The organism is Streptomyces sp. NPDC060198 (genome assembly GCF_042728415.1).
In the GTDB taxonomy this organism is placed as follows: domain Bacteria; phylum Actinomycetota; class Actinomycetes; order Streptomycetales; family Streptomycetaceae; genus Streptomyces.
Genome location: NZ_JBHWZJ010000034.1, coordinates 22,356 through 35,895, shown reverse-complemented (window position 1 = coordinate 35,895; position 13,540 = coordinate 22,356). Strand labels below are relative to the sequence as shown.

The window sequence follows — 13,540 nt, the reverse complement described above, 5'->3', positions numbered from 1 at the left end:
CAGCTGCGCCTCGATGGCGGCCACGACCTCCGGCGCCTCCGGTTCGGTGCGCGGGCGGATGCGGGCGACCGGCTCACCGGCGGGGGAGATCAGGAACTTCTCGAAGTTCCACTGGACGTCCCCGGCCTCGCCGTCGGCGTCCGCGAGCTTCGTCAGCTCCGTGTAGAGCGGGTGCCGGTCCTCGCCGTTCACGTCGGTCTTCCCCAGCAGCGGGAAGCTGACCCCGTACGTCGTCGAGCAGAAGGACTGGATCTCCTCGGCGGTGCCCGGCTCCTGCCCGGCGAACTGGTTGCACGGCACACCCAGAACGGTGAAACCCCGCTCGCCGTAGGCCTTCTGCAGGCGCTCCAGCCCTTCGTACTGGGGCGTGAGGCCGCACTTGGACGCGACGTTCACCAGCAGCACCGCCTTGCCGCTCCAGGCGCCGAGCGTCGTCGGCTCGCCGGTCAGGGTGTGCAGGGGGATGTCGTGCAGAGTCATCGGTAACTCCTCGCGTCGGAAGTGCCGCCCGGTCAGGGGGCGTCGCCGTCCATTGTCGCCCCGGGGACGTCCGGAGCCGCGGGCGCCTCGGGCTTGTCGAGGGCCCGGTAGTAGTAGGTCGTGCCCCGGAGCGCCCCCGCCGGGTCCAGTGCGTACTTCGGCACCGAGCCGCACTCCGTCCAGCCCGCCGCCCGGTACAACCGCTCGGCCGCGCTCCCCGTCTCGGTGTCCAGGACGAGCAGGGACAGGCCCGACGAGGCCGCCCACTCCTCCACGGCCGCAAGCAACGCCCGGCCCAGCCCGCGGCTCCGGCAGGAGGGGCGGACCATCAGCTTCGCGACCTCGGCGCGGTGGAGGGCGTTCGGCAGCAAGGCCGGTACGAGGCTGATGGTGCCTGCCACGCGTTCGCCGTCCCGGGCGATCCAGACGCGCAACCGGCCCGCCTCCACGGCCCCGGCGCGCTCCCGCCACCAGTGGGCGGCGGCGCCCCGGTCGAGCGGGTCGAGGAAGCCGACCGACGCGCCGTCCTGCACGGTGTCCACCAGGAGGGCGGCCAGTTCGTCGGCGTACGTGACGAGTTCCGGGCCCGACACGGAGACGATCTCGGTCATGGGAAGGGTTCCTTTCACGGCATCACGATCATCAGGACGTAGCGGGTCCGCTCCGGACCCGGGCAGTGGAAACGGGAGGGTCCGTCCAGACGGAAACGCAGGCAGTCACCAGTGCCCAGGGAGTGCGTGGTCCCGTCGACGGCGATCTCCGCCACCCCCTCCAGTACCCACAGGTGCTGTTCCACGCCGGGCACCGGAGGGTTTTCGTAGGAGACCGCCGATCCGGGGTCGAGAGTGCACTCGACCACCTCGCCGCGCAGGCCCGGGTGCGGCGGCGAGACCGATCGGCGGGTGAAGCCGACGGACGTGTCGTACCAGACCTGCTGCGACCCGGCGGGGACGCGGAGGGGCGGCTCGGACTCGATCTCCGTCAACAAGCGCGACATCGTCCGTCCGTACGCCGTGCACAGCCGGCCCAGCGAAGCCGCGGTCGGGCTCAGCTCGCCCCGCTCCACCCGCGACAGGGTGGAGCGGCTCAGGCCGGTCAGGCCGGACAGCTCGTCCAGTGACCAGCCGTGCTCGGCCCGCAGAGACGCGAGCCGGGCGGCCAGCCGGCTGTCGGAGGTCTCCGCCTCGATATCGTCTCTCATATTCGGGAGGATATCCCGTAAGCGGGATTGAGCGCGGCGCCCTCATGCCCTTTATCCCGTCCGTATGCCGATCGGATGACGGCGTGCCAGGCTTGCAGAAGGGCACCGTCGCCGGTCCGCCGCTCGGGCCGCTCAGGGGCTTCGGGTACCGCAAGGAGGCCGGCCATGGCCAGAACCACCGGGAAGACCACCGCGTTCCAGTCCGGATGGACGGCGTTCGCGGGCGTTCTGATGATTTTCGGCGGAGCGATGGCGATCTTCGAAGGCATCGCCGCCATCGCCAAGGACGACGTGTTCGTCACCACCCGCAACTACATCTTCCAGTGGGACCTCACCGGCTGGGGCTGGATCCATCTCATCCTGGGCATCGTCATCGTCCTGGCCGGATGCGCTCTGTTCACCGGCGCGTTGTGGGCCCGGCTCGTCGGTGTGGTGCTGGCGGGTCTCGGCGCGCTCGCCAACTTCCTCTGGCTGCCGTACTACCCGTTCTGGTCGATCATCCTCATCGCCATCAACATCTTCGTGATCTGGGCCCTGTGCGCGCGCACCGAGCGAACCCCCTGAGGACGGTCGGCGGGTGGGTGTGCCCCGGAGGCCGGTCGGCCGCCGGGGCACACCCGTGTTCCGGAGCGGACCGGAACACGGGTACTCACCGGGTCCCCGAAGGATCCGAGGCGGGCAGCCGACCCGCGCGGACCGCCGCCACGAGCGCCTCGTGGTCCCGCTCGTTGCGGTCCGCGTAGCCTTCCGCGAAGACGCCGAGGGCCCGGTCGAAGGCGTCGCCCTTCCCCAAGTACCCCGAGATGGCGATCCGGTCGCCCGACCTGGCGTGCGCGCGGGCCAGGGTCGCCCCGCAGACCTCTCCGAACAGCGTCAGCCCCTGCGGCACCATCCGCTCCGGCTCGGCGATCCCCTTCCAGTCGCGCAGCTGGCGGATGTAGAAGTCGCGGCGCCTGCCGTCGAACCCCTCCGCCCGTTCCCAGCCGAGGAAGATGTCGCTCGTCGCCTGCATCAGCCGTTGTCCCGCCACGACGCGCTCGCCCTGGTTGCGGTAGTGGCTCGTACCGACGTGGTCGGCGAGCACCGAGGTGTCGGCCTCCTTGGCCTGGAGGAAGAGCGGATCGTCGTCGTCCCGGCCGAGCAGGAGCAGAATCCAGCAGCGCGTGCCGACACTCCCCACACCGACCACCTTGCGCGCCACGTCCGCCAGCCGGAAGCCGGAGAGCAGCGCCCGGCGGTCCGAGGGGAGGCTGCGGCCGTAGCGCCGCAGGAGGAGCCGGAACCGCTCCTCGGTCTCGATGCGCTCCGCGTCCGGCACCAGCTCGGTGAGTGGTACCACCAAGGGCGGGTCCGACATGATCCGCCGTCGGCCGCCCGACCACTCGGTGAGTTTCCCGAGAGCCTGCCGGCTGTCCCGGGTACGGGCCTTCGACAGGACGCGGTCGAGGTTCTTGCGCCCCCGCTCGGCGAGTTGCACCGCCGCGACGGCCCGCAGCCGCGCCTCGTCGATCCGCGCGTACCAGACCTCCAGATTGCCCATCCGGGCGTACTCGGCCATCGACTCCCGGTACGACCGCACCGACGCCCGCACGACGCGCGCCCGCTCACGGTCCGAGAACCCGTTCGCACGCGCGGCGATGACGAGGCTGGCCGCGAGCCGTTTCACGTCCCACTCCCACGGGCCGGGCAGCGTCTCGTCGAAGTCGTTGATGTCGAAGACGAGATTGCGTTCCGGCGAGGCCAGCAGCCGGAAGTTCAGCAGATGCGCGTCACCGCACAGCTGCGTGGTGATCCCGGAGTCCGGCGTACCGGCCAGGTCCGCCGCCATGATCGCGGCGGCGCCCCGGTAGAAACGGAACGGCGATTCGGTCATCCGGCCGTACCGGAGGGGGACCAGTTCCGGCACGCGCGCGGCGGACTGCGTCTCCAGGACCGTCAGCGGATCGAACCGGCGCGCGGTGGGCTCGAAGACCGCGTGGGCCGACCGGGGAACCCTCCTGCGGACGGCTCTGCCCGCGGCGGCACGTTCGGCGGGGGTGGCGCGTGGGGTGGTGCGCGACGCGGGACGGCGGTCCTGGGGCATGACGGCTCTCCTGACTTCCCCGAGTCGTGGTGCGCGTGCTGCCCCGGGCGCGTGAAGCCGACGAGCGGGGCGCGCGGTGGTGCCGGGCCGCCCCTTCGATGATCCCCGGTACCGCCCGGTCCGGCACCTCCGAGACGCGGGCGCCGGGGCCGGTCCGAGGCGCGGGTGCCGGCGAGGTCAACCGTGCCCGGCGTCCGTGACGCGTCCTTCGCGCCGCTCGGCCACCCGCCTCCAGATCGCGCGCTGCCACCGCAGGGTGCCGGTGCCGACGAGGATCAGGACCACGATGTTCACCAGGAGCTGGATCAGCGACCCCCAGGCCTCCTGCCAGCTGCTGAAGGCGACGGAGACGGCGATGGCGGCGGCTGCCGGAATGGTCGTGACCGAGATGAACACCCCGAGCAGCGCGCTCGTCCGCGCCTCGGTGAGCGACACGATGCCGACGACACCCGCCAGCGTCGCGACCGCCACCGAGAAGAAGTTGGGCGTGTTGATCAGGTCGGCCACCGGACGCAGCCCGGCTTCGAACGCCTGCGACTGGAACCCGAAGCCCCGGATCATCAGGCTGAAGAGGAAGGTGACCGCCACGGTCAGCGTCAGCCCGGCGCCGAGCGCCTTCAGACCCCTTCGGACCGTGGCGCGGTCGCCCCGGTCGATACCCAGCGCGATGCTGACGATCGCCCCGTACTCGGGGCCGACGACCATGGCCCCCACGATCAGGATCTGCGAGTTGGTGACGATTCCCACCGAGCCGATCAGACCGGCTACGACCAGGTACAGGTAGAAGCTCGGCGGATACCTGGCCTCGGCGCGGATGCGGGCCTCCACCTGTTCCCAGACCGGGGCTCGCGCCGGCGAGCCGAGTTCCTCGCGCCCGCCTTCCTCGGCCCGCCCCGAGAACGCCATGTCCACCGGTTCGACGACGATGGACCCGAACTGGTCCAGACGGATGTCCCGCAGTTCGCGGAGCACCTCGTTGGCGCCCCCGGTCAGAATGTCGCAGGCGATCGCGTCGCCGTCCGGGTTCCGGGCCGCCCCCGGCTGCACGATCAGATTGAGGACGCTCGGATCGTCTGCCAGCAGTGCGACGACCCGGTCGGTCAGGCCGGGTGGGCTCACCGCGCGGAGGTGGATCAAGTCCATCGCGTACCTCTCGCTTCCGTGACCCCGCTGGTGCGCCGGGCGCGCCTTCCGGCGCGCGGGTTCCTCCAGTAAGGCCGTACGCCCCTGGGTCGGCAATCCGGCGCGGCGTCGGCAATCCGGCCGGCGTCCCCGGCCGGAGTCGCGGGCCGGATGTCAGCGGGTCCTGGAAGAATCCCCGTCATGGAGTCATCCGACGACCTCTTCCCCGGCACGACACCGGCCCCGGCACCGGCCGGTCCGGAAGCGGGCCGGGACAGCGGCCCGGAACGCCCGCTCGTCCGCTGCCGCCTCTGCGGACGCCCGCTCACCGGCACGGGCTCCCGTCGGAGCGGCCTCGGCCCCACCTGCGACGCGAAGCTCCACCCCGCGCCGCCGGACACCCGCGCCCGCCGCCGGGACGCCGACCAGGAGCCCTTGCCGGGGCTGTGAGCCGTCCTGGGGAGCGCCGTCGCGGCCGTTCCGGTCCGGAACCGGATGTACGCGTGTCGTCGGCGCCCGTAATCTCGCGCCATGGACTTCGGGGACGGGCTGCTCAACGTGGTGGATGTCGAGTCGACATGCTGGGAGGGGGAGGCCCCGGCCGGGCAGGTGAGCGAGATCGTCGAGATCGGCCTCACCGTCGTGGACCTGCGGGCGGGCGAGCGGCTGGCCAAGCACCGGGTGCTGGTGAGACCGCGGCGCTCGGTCCTCTCGGCGTTCTGTACCGAACTCACCGGCCTCACCCAGGCGGAGGTCGACGCGGGGGTCTCCTTCGCCGAGGCGTGCCGCCTGTTGACGGCCGATCACCGCAGCGGGACGCGGCCCTGGGCGAGTTGGGGCGACTACGACCGCAAGATGTTCCTCGGCCAGTCTCGTGCGTCCGGAGTCCCGTACCCCTTCGGCCACCGCCACACCAACGCGAAGGCCGCGTTCACCGAGGACCGGGGGCTGCGGCGGAGACCTGGCATGGCGCAGGCGCTGGAGATCGCCGGGCTTCCGCTGGAGGGCCGTCACCACCGGGGCGACGACGACGCGTGGAACATCGCCGCGCTGGTACTGGACATGGCCGGGCGCGGAGGATGGCCGCTGACCCGCTGACCCGCTGACCCGCTGACCCGACCCGCTGACCCGCTGATCCGCTGATCCGCCGCCCCCGGGACGGCCCGCGTGGAAGCCGTCCGCGGGGAGAGGGCGTGTGGGCCGGAGACGTGAGAAGGGCCGTTCCGGGGCCGGGGGCACCAGGACCGCCCTTCTCATCCGGTCGGGGCCAACCGGCTTCCCGGCGGGTGGGTGCGGGGCTCTCAGCGCACGCGGATGCCGAGAGCGACGATCTGGGTGACCGCGTCGTCGGCGAAGTTGTCGTCACTGACCAGCACCAGGGTCCGCTCACCACCCCGCAGGACCGGCCCCCAGGTCATGCCCTCGGTGTTGTCGACCGTGGACAGGTCCAGGTCGTCGAAGTCCGCGACCAGCTTCTTGCGCATCGGCACGACTCTCCGCCCGGTCAGCGAGTCGACGCGCCGGACGTCGGTCGCGCCTCGGGTGGTGGCGTCGTAGAGGCGGATCTTGTAGTCCGATCCGGCCACCCAGGAGCGTTCGAGCACCAGGTAGCGGTCCGGGTCGTCGGGGAAGGCGAGGATCGACGGGACGCCGGTGTCCGGGGGCCACGGGCTGGTGGGGTCGGAGGCGGCGAAGATCTTCTCGATGGGGTAGGCGTACTGCGCGAGCACGTCCCCCGCCCGGCTCTGCTGGGTGACGCGGACCAGCGCACCGTTCTCCAGGTCGGGCTCCGGGCCGTCCTGGAGCAGCGGACCCTCGACGGCGCTGGTGAGCACGCGGTCCCCGGATCCGAAGGTGATCGCCTCCACCGCCTTGTTCCGCCGCAGACCACGGTCGTCCAGGGTGATCACGTAGTTGGGCGGCAGTCGCAGTTGTCCCAGGTACGCCCCGGCGGGGGAGGCGAACTGGATCGACGGCTGGATCACCGGGGCGGTGGCGGACGTGGGACGGTCGCCCTCCTGCGCCCACCAGTAGCGGCAGGTGCGCGGGTCGACCCGGATCTCCTCGGGGTCGACGGCCTTGCCGTCGTTGATGCTCGCCGGCGGATACACCGAACCGTCCGGCTGCAGGAACGGGTGGGTCGAGGTGAAGTCGACGGAGTGGACCCCGGCCCCGTCCACCTCGATCGCCGCGGTGTAGAAGCGGGCGGGCTGCAGGTACGAGCGGTCGTCGCTGATGAGGACGTACTCGCCGGTGCACGGGTTCCGGTCGATGCCGGACAGCCCACCCACCGTGGTGTTCTCGAAGGAGAGCCCGCGCGGGACGATCTTCTCGCCCAGCAGCCGGGCGTACGCCCCTGCGGGCGGTGCGGCGGCGGGACGGGCGGCGGCCTGCACGGGGGTGGCGTCCGACTGCGCCGCCACGGCGGGGGCCACGGCAGCCGCCAGCATCAGCGAGGCGGCGCAGGCGCGACGGATCAAGGAGGATCTCATGCGATCGATCTTGGTCCGGCCGGGGGCCGAGCACAGTCGCCCATCCGTGTGGTCCTGGTGCGCACGCGAGTGAGACGTGCCCCGATGAGGTGATTTCCTGATGGAGCGTCAACCTCGGTGCGCGCACCGCCCGATGCGCCACCCCGTCAGGGCGGCGGGCCCTACGCCCCCAGGCGTCGGAACAGCCCTTCCTGCACCACCGAGACCAGCAGATTGCCCTCCCGGTCGTAGATCCGGCCGCGCGCCAGACCCCGGCCGCCCGTGGCGATCGGCGACTCCTGGTCGTACAGGAACCACTCGTCGGCCCGGAAGGGGCGGTGGAACCACATGGCGTGGTCGAGGGAGGCCATGTCGAAGCCGCGCGGCCCCCACAGCGGCTCCACCGGGAGGCGGACGGCGTCCAGCAGCGTCATGTCGCTCGCGTACGTCAGCGCGCAGGTGTGCACCAGCGGGTCGTCACCCAGCGGGCCGACCGCGCGCATCCACACCGCGCTGCGCGGCTCCGCCCCGGTGACCTCCTCGCGGGTCCAGCGCAGCCGGTCCACGTACCGGATGTCGAACGGCTGGCGGCGGGCCATCCGCTCCAGCGCCTCGGGCAGTCCGCCCAGGTGCTCGCGCACCTCGTCGGCGACCGTGGGCAGCTCCTCGGGGTCGGGGACGATCCGGGCGGGCGGCAACTGGTGCTCGAAGGCCGCCTCCTCGGGCCGGTGGAAGGAGGCCGTCAGGTTGAAGATCGTCCGGCCCTCCTGCACCGCCGTGACCCGACGTGTGGTGAAGGAGCGCCCGTCGCGCACCCGCTCGACCTGGTACACGATCGGCACACCCGGCCGCCCGGGACGCAGGAAGTAGGCGTGCAGCGAGTGCACCGGCCGGTCACCGTCGGTGGTCCGGCCCGCGGCGACCAGCGCCTGGCCCGCGACCTGACCGCCGAAGACCCGCTGGAGGGACTCCTCGGGGCTCCGGCCGCGGAAGATGTTGACCTCGATCCGTTCCAGGTCGAGGAGGCCGACCAGGAGCTCGGCGGGGTTCGTCATGCGCTTCTTCTCCACTCTCGCCGCCCCGCCGTCACCGTCGCGACCGGGCTCACAGCTGACCCACCGCGGTGACACGCACGACCGCGTGGCCTTCTTCGTCGGAGGCCGCGAGATCCACTTCGGCGCGGATGCCCCAGTCGTGGTCACCGTTCGGGTCGGCGAAAGCCTGCCACACCCGCCACACACCGTGCGCCGGGTCCTCCTCGATCTTCAGCAGCTTGGGGCCGCGCGCGTCGGGGCCCGTACCCAGCTCGTCGAACTCGTCCCAGTAGGCGTCCATCGCCTCGCCCCAGGCGTCCTCGTCCCAGCCGGAGTCCGCGTCCAGCTCGCCGAGGTCGCGGACCCGGTCCAGCGCGGCCAGCTCGACCCGGCGGAACATCGCGTTGCGCACCAGCACCCGGAAGGCGCGGGCGTTCGCGGTGACCGGCTTGACCTCGTCGGCCTTCTCCTGCGCCTGCTCGGCGGTCTCCACCTCCGGGTTGGCGAGCTGCTCCCACTCGTCCAGCAGGCTGGAGTCCACCTGGCGCACCATCTCGCCCAGCCAGGCGATCAGGTCCTGGAGGTCCTCGGACTTGATGTCGTCCGGGATCGTGTGCTCCAGCGCCTTGTACGCGCTCGCGAGGTAGCGCAGCACGATGCCCTCGGTGCGGGCCAGCTCGTAGTTCGAGGTGAACTCCGTGAACGTCATGGCGCGTTCGTACATGTCCCGGATCACCGACTTCGGCGACACCGGGTGGTCCCCGACCCACGGGTGGCTCTTGCGGTACACGTCGTAGGCGTGCCAGAGCAGTTCGCCCAGCGGCTTCGGGTACGTGACCTCCTGGAGCCGCTCCATGCGCTCCTCGTACTCGACGCCGTCCGCCTTCATCTGCCCGACCGCCTCGCCGCGCGCCTTGTTCTGCTGGGCGGCGAGGATCTGGCGCGGGTCGTCCAGCGTCGACTCGACGACGGAGACCATGTCCAGTGCGTACGAAGGGGATTCGGCGTCCAGCAGGTCGAACGCGGCGAGCGCGAACGTGGACAGCGGCTGGTTCAGCGCGAAGTCCTGCTGGAGGTCCACGGTCAGCCGGACGATCCGACCCTCGGCGTCCGGCTCCGCGAGCTGCTCCACCACACCGCCGTCGAGCAGCGAGCGGTAGATCGCGATGGCCCGCCGGATGTGCCGCAACTGCGCCCGGCGCGGCTCGTGGTTGTCCTCCAGCAGGTGGCGCATCGCCGTGAAGGCGTTGCCGGGACGGGCGATCACCGAGAGCAGCATGGTGTGCGTGACCCGGAAGCGCGAGGTCAGCGGCTCCGGGTCGGACTGGATCAGCTTGTCGAAGGTCGTCTCCGACCAGGCCACGAAGCCCTCGGGGGCCTTCTTGCGGACGACCTTGCGCTTCTTCTTCGGGTCGTCGCCCGCCTTCTTGACGTTCTTCTCGTTCTCGATGACGTGCTCGGGAGCCTGCGCCACCACGAACCCGGCCGTGTCGAACCCTGCGCGCCCGGCGCGGCCCGCGATCTGGTGGAACTCGCGCGCCCGCAGCGTCCGAACCCGGGTGCCGTCGTACTTGGTGAGCGCGGTGAACAGCACGGTGCGGATGGGGACGTTGACCCCGACGCCGAGCGTGTCCGTACCGCAGATCACCTTCAGCAGACCCGCCTGCGCGAGTTTCTCCACGAGGCGGCGGTACTTGGGCAGCATGCCGGCGTGGTGGACCCCGATGCCGTGCCGCACGTACCGGGAGAGGTTCTGGCCGAACTTGGTGGTGAAGCGGAAGTTGCCGATCAGATCGGCGATCTTCTCCTTCTCCTCCTTGCTGCACATGTTGATGCTCATCAGCGACTGCGCCCGCTCCACGGCGGCTGCCTGCGTGAAGTGCACGATGTAGACGGGGGACTGCCGGGTGTCCAGCAGCTCGGTGAGCGTCTCGGTGATCGGGGTGAGCCGGTACTCGTAGCTGAGCGGCACCGGGCGGGTCGCCGAGCGCACCACGGAGGTCGGCCTGCCGGTGCGGCGGGTGATGTCCTTCTCGAACATCGCGACGTCGCCGAGAGTCGCCGACATCAGGACGAACTGGGCCTGCGGGAGCTCCAGCAGCGGGATCTGCCACGCCCAGCCGCGGTCGGGCTCCGCGTAGAAGTGGAACTCGTCCATCACGACCTGGCCGATGTCGGCGTACTTGCCGTCGCGCAGCGCGATCGAGGCCAGCACCTCCGCCGTGCAGCAGATGACGGGCGCGTCGGCGTTGACCGAGGCGTCGCCCGTGAGCATTCCGACGTTCTCCGTGCCGAAGAGCTTGCACAGGTCGAAGAACTTCTCCGAGACCAGCGCCTTGATCGGAGCGGTGTAGAAGGTGACCTTGTCCTGCGCCAGCGCCGTGAAGTGCGCACCGGCCGCGACCAGGCTCTTGCCCGAGCCCGTCGGCGTGGACAGGATGACGTTCGCCCCGGAGACCACCTCGATCAGCGCCTCCTCCTGAGCGGGGTAGAGGACGATTCCCTGACTCTCGGTCCACGAGGAGAAAGCCTCGAAGAGAGCGTCCGGGTCTGCGGTGGGGGGCAGCTGATCGATAAGGGTCACGCCCCCATCTTGCCTGCCTTCCGCCCCGATGAGGGAACCGGGCGGCCGTACGAAGATCACGGGCGGTACGCTCTTCACTCAACTCGGCCGCGCTGCAACGGCGTCGGCCGCACCGAGTTCTGGGGGCGGAAAAGACCATGATGGGACCGGCACACTCACTGTCCGGGGCGGCGGCCTGGCTCGGGGTGGGGGCGGCTGCCGCCGCCGCGGGTCACACCATGCCCTGGCCCGTCCTGGTAGTCGGGGCGCTGATCACGGCGGGCGCCGCCCTCGCCCCGGACCTGGACCACAAGTCGGCCACCATCTCCCGGGCCTTCGGACCGGTGTCCAAAGGGGTCTGCGAGGTCGTCGACAAGCTCTCGCACGCCGTCTACAAGGCCACCCGCGGCCCCGGCGACCCCCGGCGCAACGGCGGCCACCGGACCCTGACCCACACCTGGCTGTGGGCCGTCCTCACCGGTGCCGTGGCTTCTGGCGCCGCGATCCTCGGCGGGCGCTGGGCGGTCCTCGCGATCCTCTTCGTCCACCTGGTGCTCGCCGTCGAAGGCCTGCTCTGGCGGGCCGCCCGCGTTTCCAGCGACGTACTGGTGTGGCTGCTCGGCGCGACCAGCGCCTGGATCCTCGCCGGCCTGCTGGACCAGCCCGGCAACGGCTCGGACTGGTTCTTCGACGCACCCGGCCAGGAGTACATGTGGCTCGGACTGCCGATCGTCCTCGGCGCCCTCGTCCACGACATCGGGGACGCCCTGACCGTCTCGGGCTGCCCGATCCTCTGGCCCATCCCGCTCGGACGCAAGCGCTGGTACGCGCTGGGGCCGCCGAAGGCGATGCGGTTCCGGGCCGGCAGCTGGGTGGAGCTGAAGGTGCTGATGCCCGTGTTCATGGTGCTCGGAGGAATCGGCGCGGCGGGCGCCCTCAACATCATCTGACCCCGCACACCGGGCCGCCGCCGGCCGGGGCGGGTCTCCTCTGCGGGCGGCCGGAGCGACCCCGTAGGACCATGGGCGCATGCTGCTCAACCGGCTCGCCCAGGTCTCGCTCCAGGTCGCCGGGGACCCCGCCAGGAAGCGGAAGGTCGAACTGCTGGCCGACCTCTTCCGGGACGCGGCCCCCGAGGACGTACCGGTCGCCATCGTGTACCTCGCCGGACGGCTGCCCCAGGGGCGGCTCGGCATCGGCTGGTCCTCCCTCGGCGACCCGGTCGCGCCCGCCGCCTCGCCCACCCTCACCGTCGCGCACACCGATGCCGAGCTGACCGCGATCGGAGTGCTGACCGGCCCCGGCTCCCGGGCCGCGCGAGCGGAGCGGCTGCGCGCCCTGCTGGGCGCGGCCACCGCCGACGAACAGCACTTCCTGCGCGCGCTGCTCCTGGGCGAGCTGCGCCAGGGCGCCCTGGACGCCATCGCCGTGGACGCGCTCGCCCGCGCGTCCGGCGCGCCGGGCCCCGAGGTACGCCGGGCCGTCATGCTCGCCGGCTCACTGAAGGACGTCGCGGTCGCCCTGCTCGCGGACGGCCCCGAGGCGCTCGCCCGATTCCGGCTCACCGTGGGACGCCCCGTCCACCCGATGCTCGCGCACACCGCCGGCTCGGTCGCCAAGGCGATCGACAAGCTGGGCGGCTGCGCGGTCGAGGAGAAGCTCGACGGCATCCGCGTACAGGTGCACCGGGACGACACCGGTGTACGCGCCTTCACCCGCACCCTCGACGACATCACCGACCGGCTCCCCGACCTGGTGACCGCCGTCGCCGGCCTTCCCGGTGAGCGCTTCGTCCTCGACGGCGAGGTGATCGCGCTCGGCCCGGACGGCCGGCCGCGCCCTTTCCAGGAGATCGCCGCGCGGGTGGGCTCCCGCCGTGAGGTGGCGCGCGCGGCGGCCCAGCTCCCGGTGGTGCCGGTCTTCTTCGACGTGCTGCTCGTGGACGACGAGGACCTCCTGGACCGGCCGCTCACCGAACGGCACGCGGCCCTCGCCCGGCTGGTACCCGAACCCATGCGGGTACGCCGCACCCTCGTGGCCGGCCCCTCGGACCCGAAGTCGCGGGACGCCGCCGAGGCCTTCTTCGCCGCGACCCTGGAACGCGGCCACGAAGGCGTCGTCGTCAAGGACCTCGCCGCCCCCTACAGTGCGGGCCGCCGGGGCGCGTCCTGGCTCAAGGTCAAGCCCGTGCACACCCTCGACCTGCTGGTAATGGCCGTCGAATGGGGCAGCGGCCGCCGCACCGGGAAGCTCTCCAACCTGCACCTCGGCGCACTGGGCCCCGACGGCGAGCCGGTCATGCTCGGCAAGACCTTCAAGGGGCTCACCGACCAGCTGCTCGACTGGCAGACCGAACGCCTGCTCGCACTCTCCACCGGCGACGACGGGCACGTGGTGACCGTCCGCCCGGAGCTCGTCGTGGAGATCGCCTACGACGGCCTCCAGCGTTCCACGCGCTATCCGGCCGGCGTCACCCTGCGCTTCGCCCGGGTCCTGCGCTACCGCGAGGACAAGCGTCCGCAGGAGGCCGACACCGTCGCCACCGTGCTTTCCGCAGGGACCTGAGCACCTGCCTGAGAAACCCGC

Annotated in this window: 13 protein-coding genes; 5 read left to right on the top strand and 8 right to left on the bottom strand. The window is 71.6% G+C overall.

The window, feature by feature from the left end; translation table 11 throughout:
- The 3 genes from ACFWEP_RS07745 to ACFWEP_RS07735 form a co-directional block, all read right to left on the bottom strand.
- Positions 1 to 480: glutathione peroxidase (locus ACFWEP_RS07745; RefSeq protein WP_387367200.1), on the bottom strand; the 480-nt coding region annotated here is incomplete at its 3' end.
- A gap of 32 nt (positions 481 to 512) precedes the next feature.
- A complete protein-coding gene (locus ACFWEP_RS07740; protein ID WP_387367197.1) occupies positions 513 to 1,091 on the bottom strand; it encodes a GNAT family N-acetyltransferase in 579 nt (192 codons plus the stop codon).
- Positions 1,092 to 1,105: 14 nt separating this feature from the next.
- Positions 1,106 to 1,681: a helix-turn-helix domain-containing protein gene (locus ACFWEP_RS07735; protein ID WP_387367194.1), complete on the bottom strand. Its 576-nt coding sequence runs from the start codon at positions 1,679 to 1,681 to the stop codon at positions 1,106 to 1,108.
- A 165-nt stretch (positions 1,682 to 1,846) separates the two neighbouring features.
- Here ACFWEP_RS07735 and ACFWEP_RS07730 point away from each other — a divergent pair, with 165 nt between their 5' ends.
- Positions 1,847 to 2,245, top strand: coding sequence for a hypothetical protein (locus ACFWEP_RS07730; RefSeq protein WP_387367191.1), 399 nt, complete (start codon positions 1,847 to 1,849; stop codon positions 2,243 to 2,245).
- 85 nt (positions 2,246 to 2,330) lie between these two features.
- Here the strand turns inward: ACFWEP_RS07730 and ACFWEP_RS07725 are convergent, their stop codons facing one another.
- Both ACFWEP_RS07725 and ACFWEP_RS07720 read right to left on the bottom strand, forming a co-directional pair.
- Positions 2,331 to 3,764 (bottom strand): DUF2252 domain-containing protein, encoded by a 1,434-nt coding sequence (locus ACFWEP_RS07725; RefSeq protein WP_387367188.1) that lies wholly within the window; start codon positions 3,762 to 3,764, stop codon positions 2,331 to 2,333.
- Between the two features lie 177 nt (positions 3,765 to 3,941).
- Positions 3,942 to 4,907, bottom strand: a complete 966-nt coding sequence (locus ACFWEP_RS07720) for a DUF389 domain-containing protein (protein ID WP_387367185.1) — start codon at positions 4,905 to 4,907, stop codon at positions 3,942 to 3,944.
- 180 nt (positions 4,908 to 5,087) lie between these two features.
- Between ACFWEP_RS07720 and ACFWEP_RS07715 the strand changes: the two genes are divergently transcribed.
- On the top strand, positions 5,088 to 5,336 hold the full coding sequence (locus tag ACFWEP_RS07715; RefSeq protein WP_387367182.1) for a DUF6011 domain-containing protein: 249 nt from the start codon (positions 5,088 to 5,090) through the stop codon (positions 5,334 to 5,336).
- Between the two features lie 81 nt (positions 5,337 to 5,417).
- A complete protein-coding gene (locus ACFWEP_RS07710; RefSeq protein WP_387367179.1) occupies positions 5,418 to 5,984 on the top strand; it encodes an exonuclease domain-containing protein in 567 nt (188 codons plus the stop codon).
- A 203-nt stretch (positions 5,985 to 6,187) separates the two neighbouring features.
- Here ACFWEP_RS07710 and ACFWEP_RS07705 read toward each other — a convergent pair whose 3' ends face one another.
- The 3 genes from ACFWEP_RS07705 to ACFWEP_RS07695 form a co-directional block, all read right to left on the bottom strand.
- On the bottom strand, positions 6,188 to 7,378 hold the full coding sequence (locus tag ACFWEP_RS07705) for an esterase-like activity of phytase family protein (protein ID WP_387367176.1): 1,191 nt from the start codon (positions 7,376 to 7,378) through the stop codon (positions 6,188 to 6,190).
- Positions 7,379 to 7,539: 161 nt separating this feature from the next.
- A complete protein-coding gene (locus ACFWEP_RS07700; RefSeq protein ID WP_387367173.1) occupies positions 7,540 to 8,412 on the bottom strand; it encodes an acyl-CoA thioesterase in 873 nt (290 codons plus the stop codon).
- A 49-nt stretch (positions 8,413 to 8,461) separates the two neighbouring features.
- A complete protein-coding gene (locus ACFWEP_RS07695) occupies positions 8,462 to 10,975 on the bottom strand; it encodes a DEAD/DEAH box helicase (RefSeq protein ID WP_387367170.1) in 2,514 nt (837 codons plus the stop codon).
- Positions 10,976 to 11,112: 137 nt separating this feature from the next.
- Between ACFWEP_RS07695 and ACFWEP_RS07690 the strand changes: the two genes are divergently transcribed.
- Both ACFWEP_RS07690 and ACFWEP_RS07685 read left to right on the top strand, forming a co-directional pair.
- A complete protein-coding gene (locus tag ACFWEP_RS07690) occupies positions 11,113 to 11,904 on the top strand; it encodes a metal-dependent hydrolase (RefSeq protein ID WP_387367167.1) in 792 nt (263 codons plus the stop codon).
- A gap of 79 nt (positions 11,905 to 11,983) precedes the next feature.
- Entirely contained in the window at positions 11,984 to 13,519 is a 1,536-nt protein-coding gene (locus tag ACFWEP_RS07685; protein WP_387367164.1) for an ATP-dependent DNA ligase, read from the top strand.
- Positions 13,520 to 13,540 lie beyond the last annotated feature (21 nt).

What these genes read in the sequence shown, in the direction of transcription:
- ACFWEP_RS07720 (WP_387367185.1), bottom strand. Translation starts at nt 4,907, where the DNA reads ATGGACTTGATCCACCTCCGCGCGGTGAGCCCACCCGGCCTGACCGAC.
- ACFWEP_RS07685 (WP_387367164.1), top strand. Translation starts at nt 11,984, where the DNA reads ATGCTGCTCAACCGGCTCGCCCAGGTCTCGCTCCAGGTCGCCGGGGAC.
- ACFWEP_RS07710 (WP_387367179.1), top strand. Translation starts at nt 5,418, where the DNA reads ATGGACTTCGGGGACGGGCTGCTCAACGTGGTGGATGTCGAGTCGACA.
- ACFWEP_RS07690 (WP_387367167.1), top strand. Translation starts at nt 11,113, where the DNA reads ATGATGGGACCGGCACACTCACTGTCCGGGGCGGCGGCCTGGCTCGGG.
- ACFWEP_RS07730 (WP_387367191.1), top strand. Translation starts at nt 1,847, where the DNA reads ATGGCCAGAACCACCGGGAAGACCACCGCGTTCCAGTCCGGATGGACG.
- ACFWEP_RS07735 (WP_387367194.1), bottom strand. Translation starts at nt 1,681, where the DNA reads ATGAGAGACGATATCGAGGCGGAGACCTCCGACAGCCGGCTGGCCGCC.
- ACFWEP_RS07725 (WP_387367188.1), bottom strand. Translation starts at nt 3,764, where the DNA reads ATGCCCCAGGACCGCCGTCCCGCGTCGCGCACCACCCCACGCGCCACC.
- ACFWEP_RS07715 (WP_387367182.1), top strand. Translation starts at nt 5,088, where the DNA reads ATGGAGTCATCCGACGACCTCTTCCCCGGCACGACACCGGCCCCGGCA.
- ACFWEP_RS07700 (WP_387367173.1), bottom strand. Translation starts at nt 8,412, where the DNA reads ATGACGAACCCCGCCGAGCTCCTGGTCGGCCTCCTCGACCTGGAACGG.
- ACFWEP_RS07705 (WP_387367176.1), bottom strand. Translation starts at nt 7,378, where the DNA reads ATGAGATCCTCCTTGATCCGTCGCGCCTGCGCCGCCTCGCTGATGCTG.
- ACFWEP_RS07740 (WP_387367197.1), bottom strand. Translation starts at nt 1,091, where the DNA reads ATGACCGAGATCGTCTCCGTGTCGGGCCCGGAACTCGTCACGTACGCC.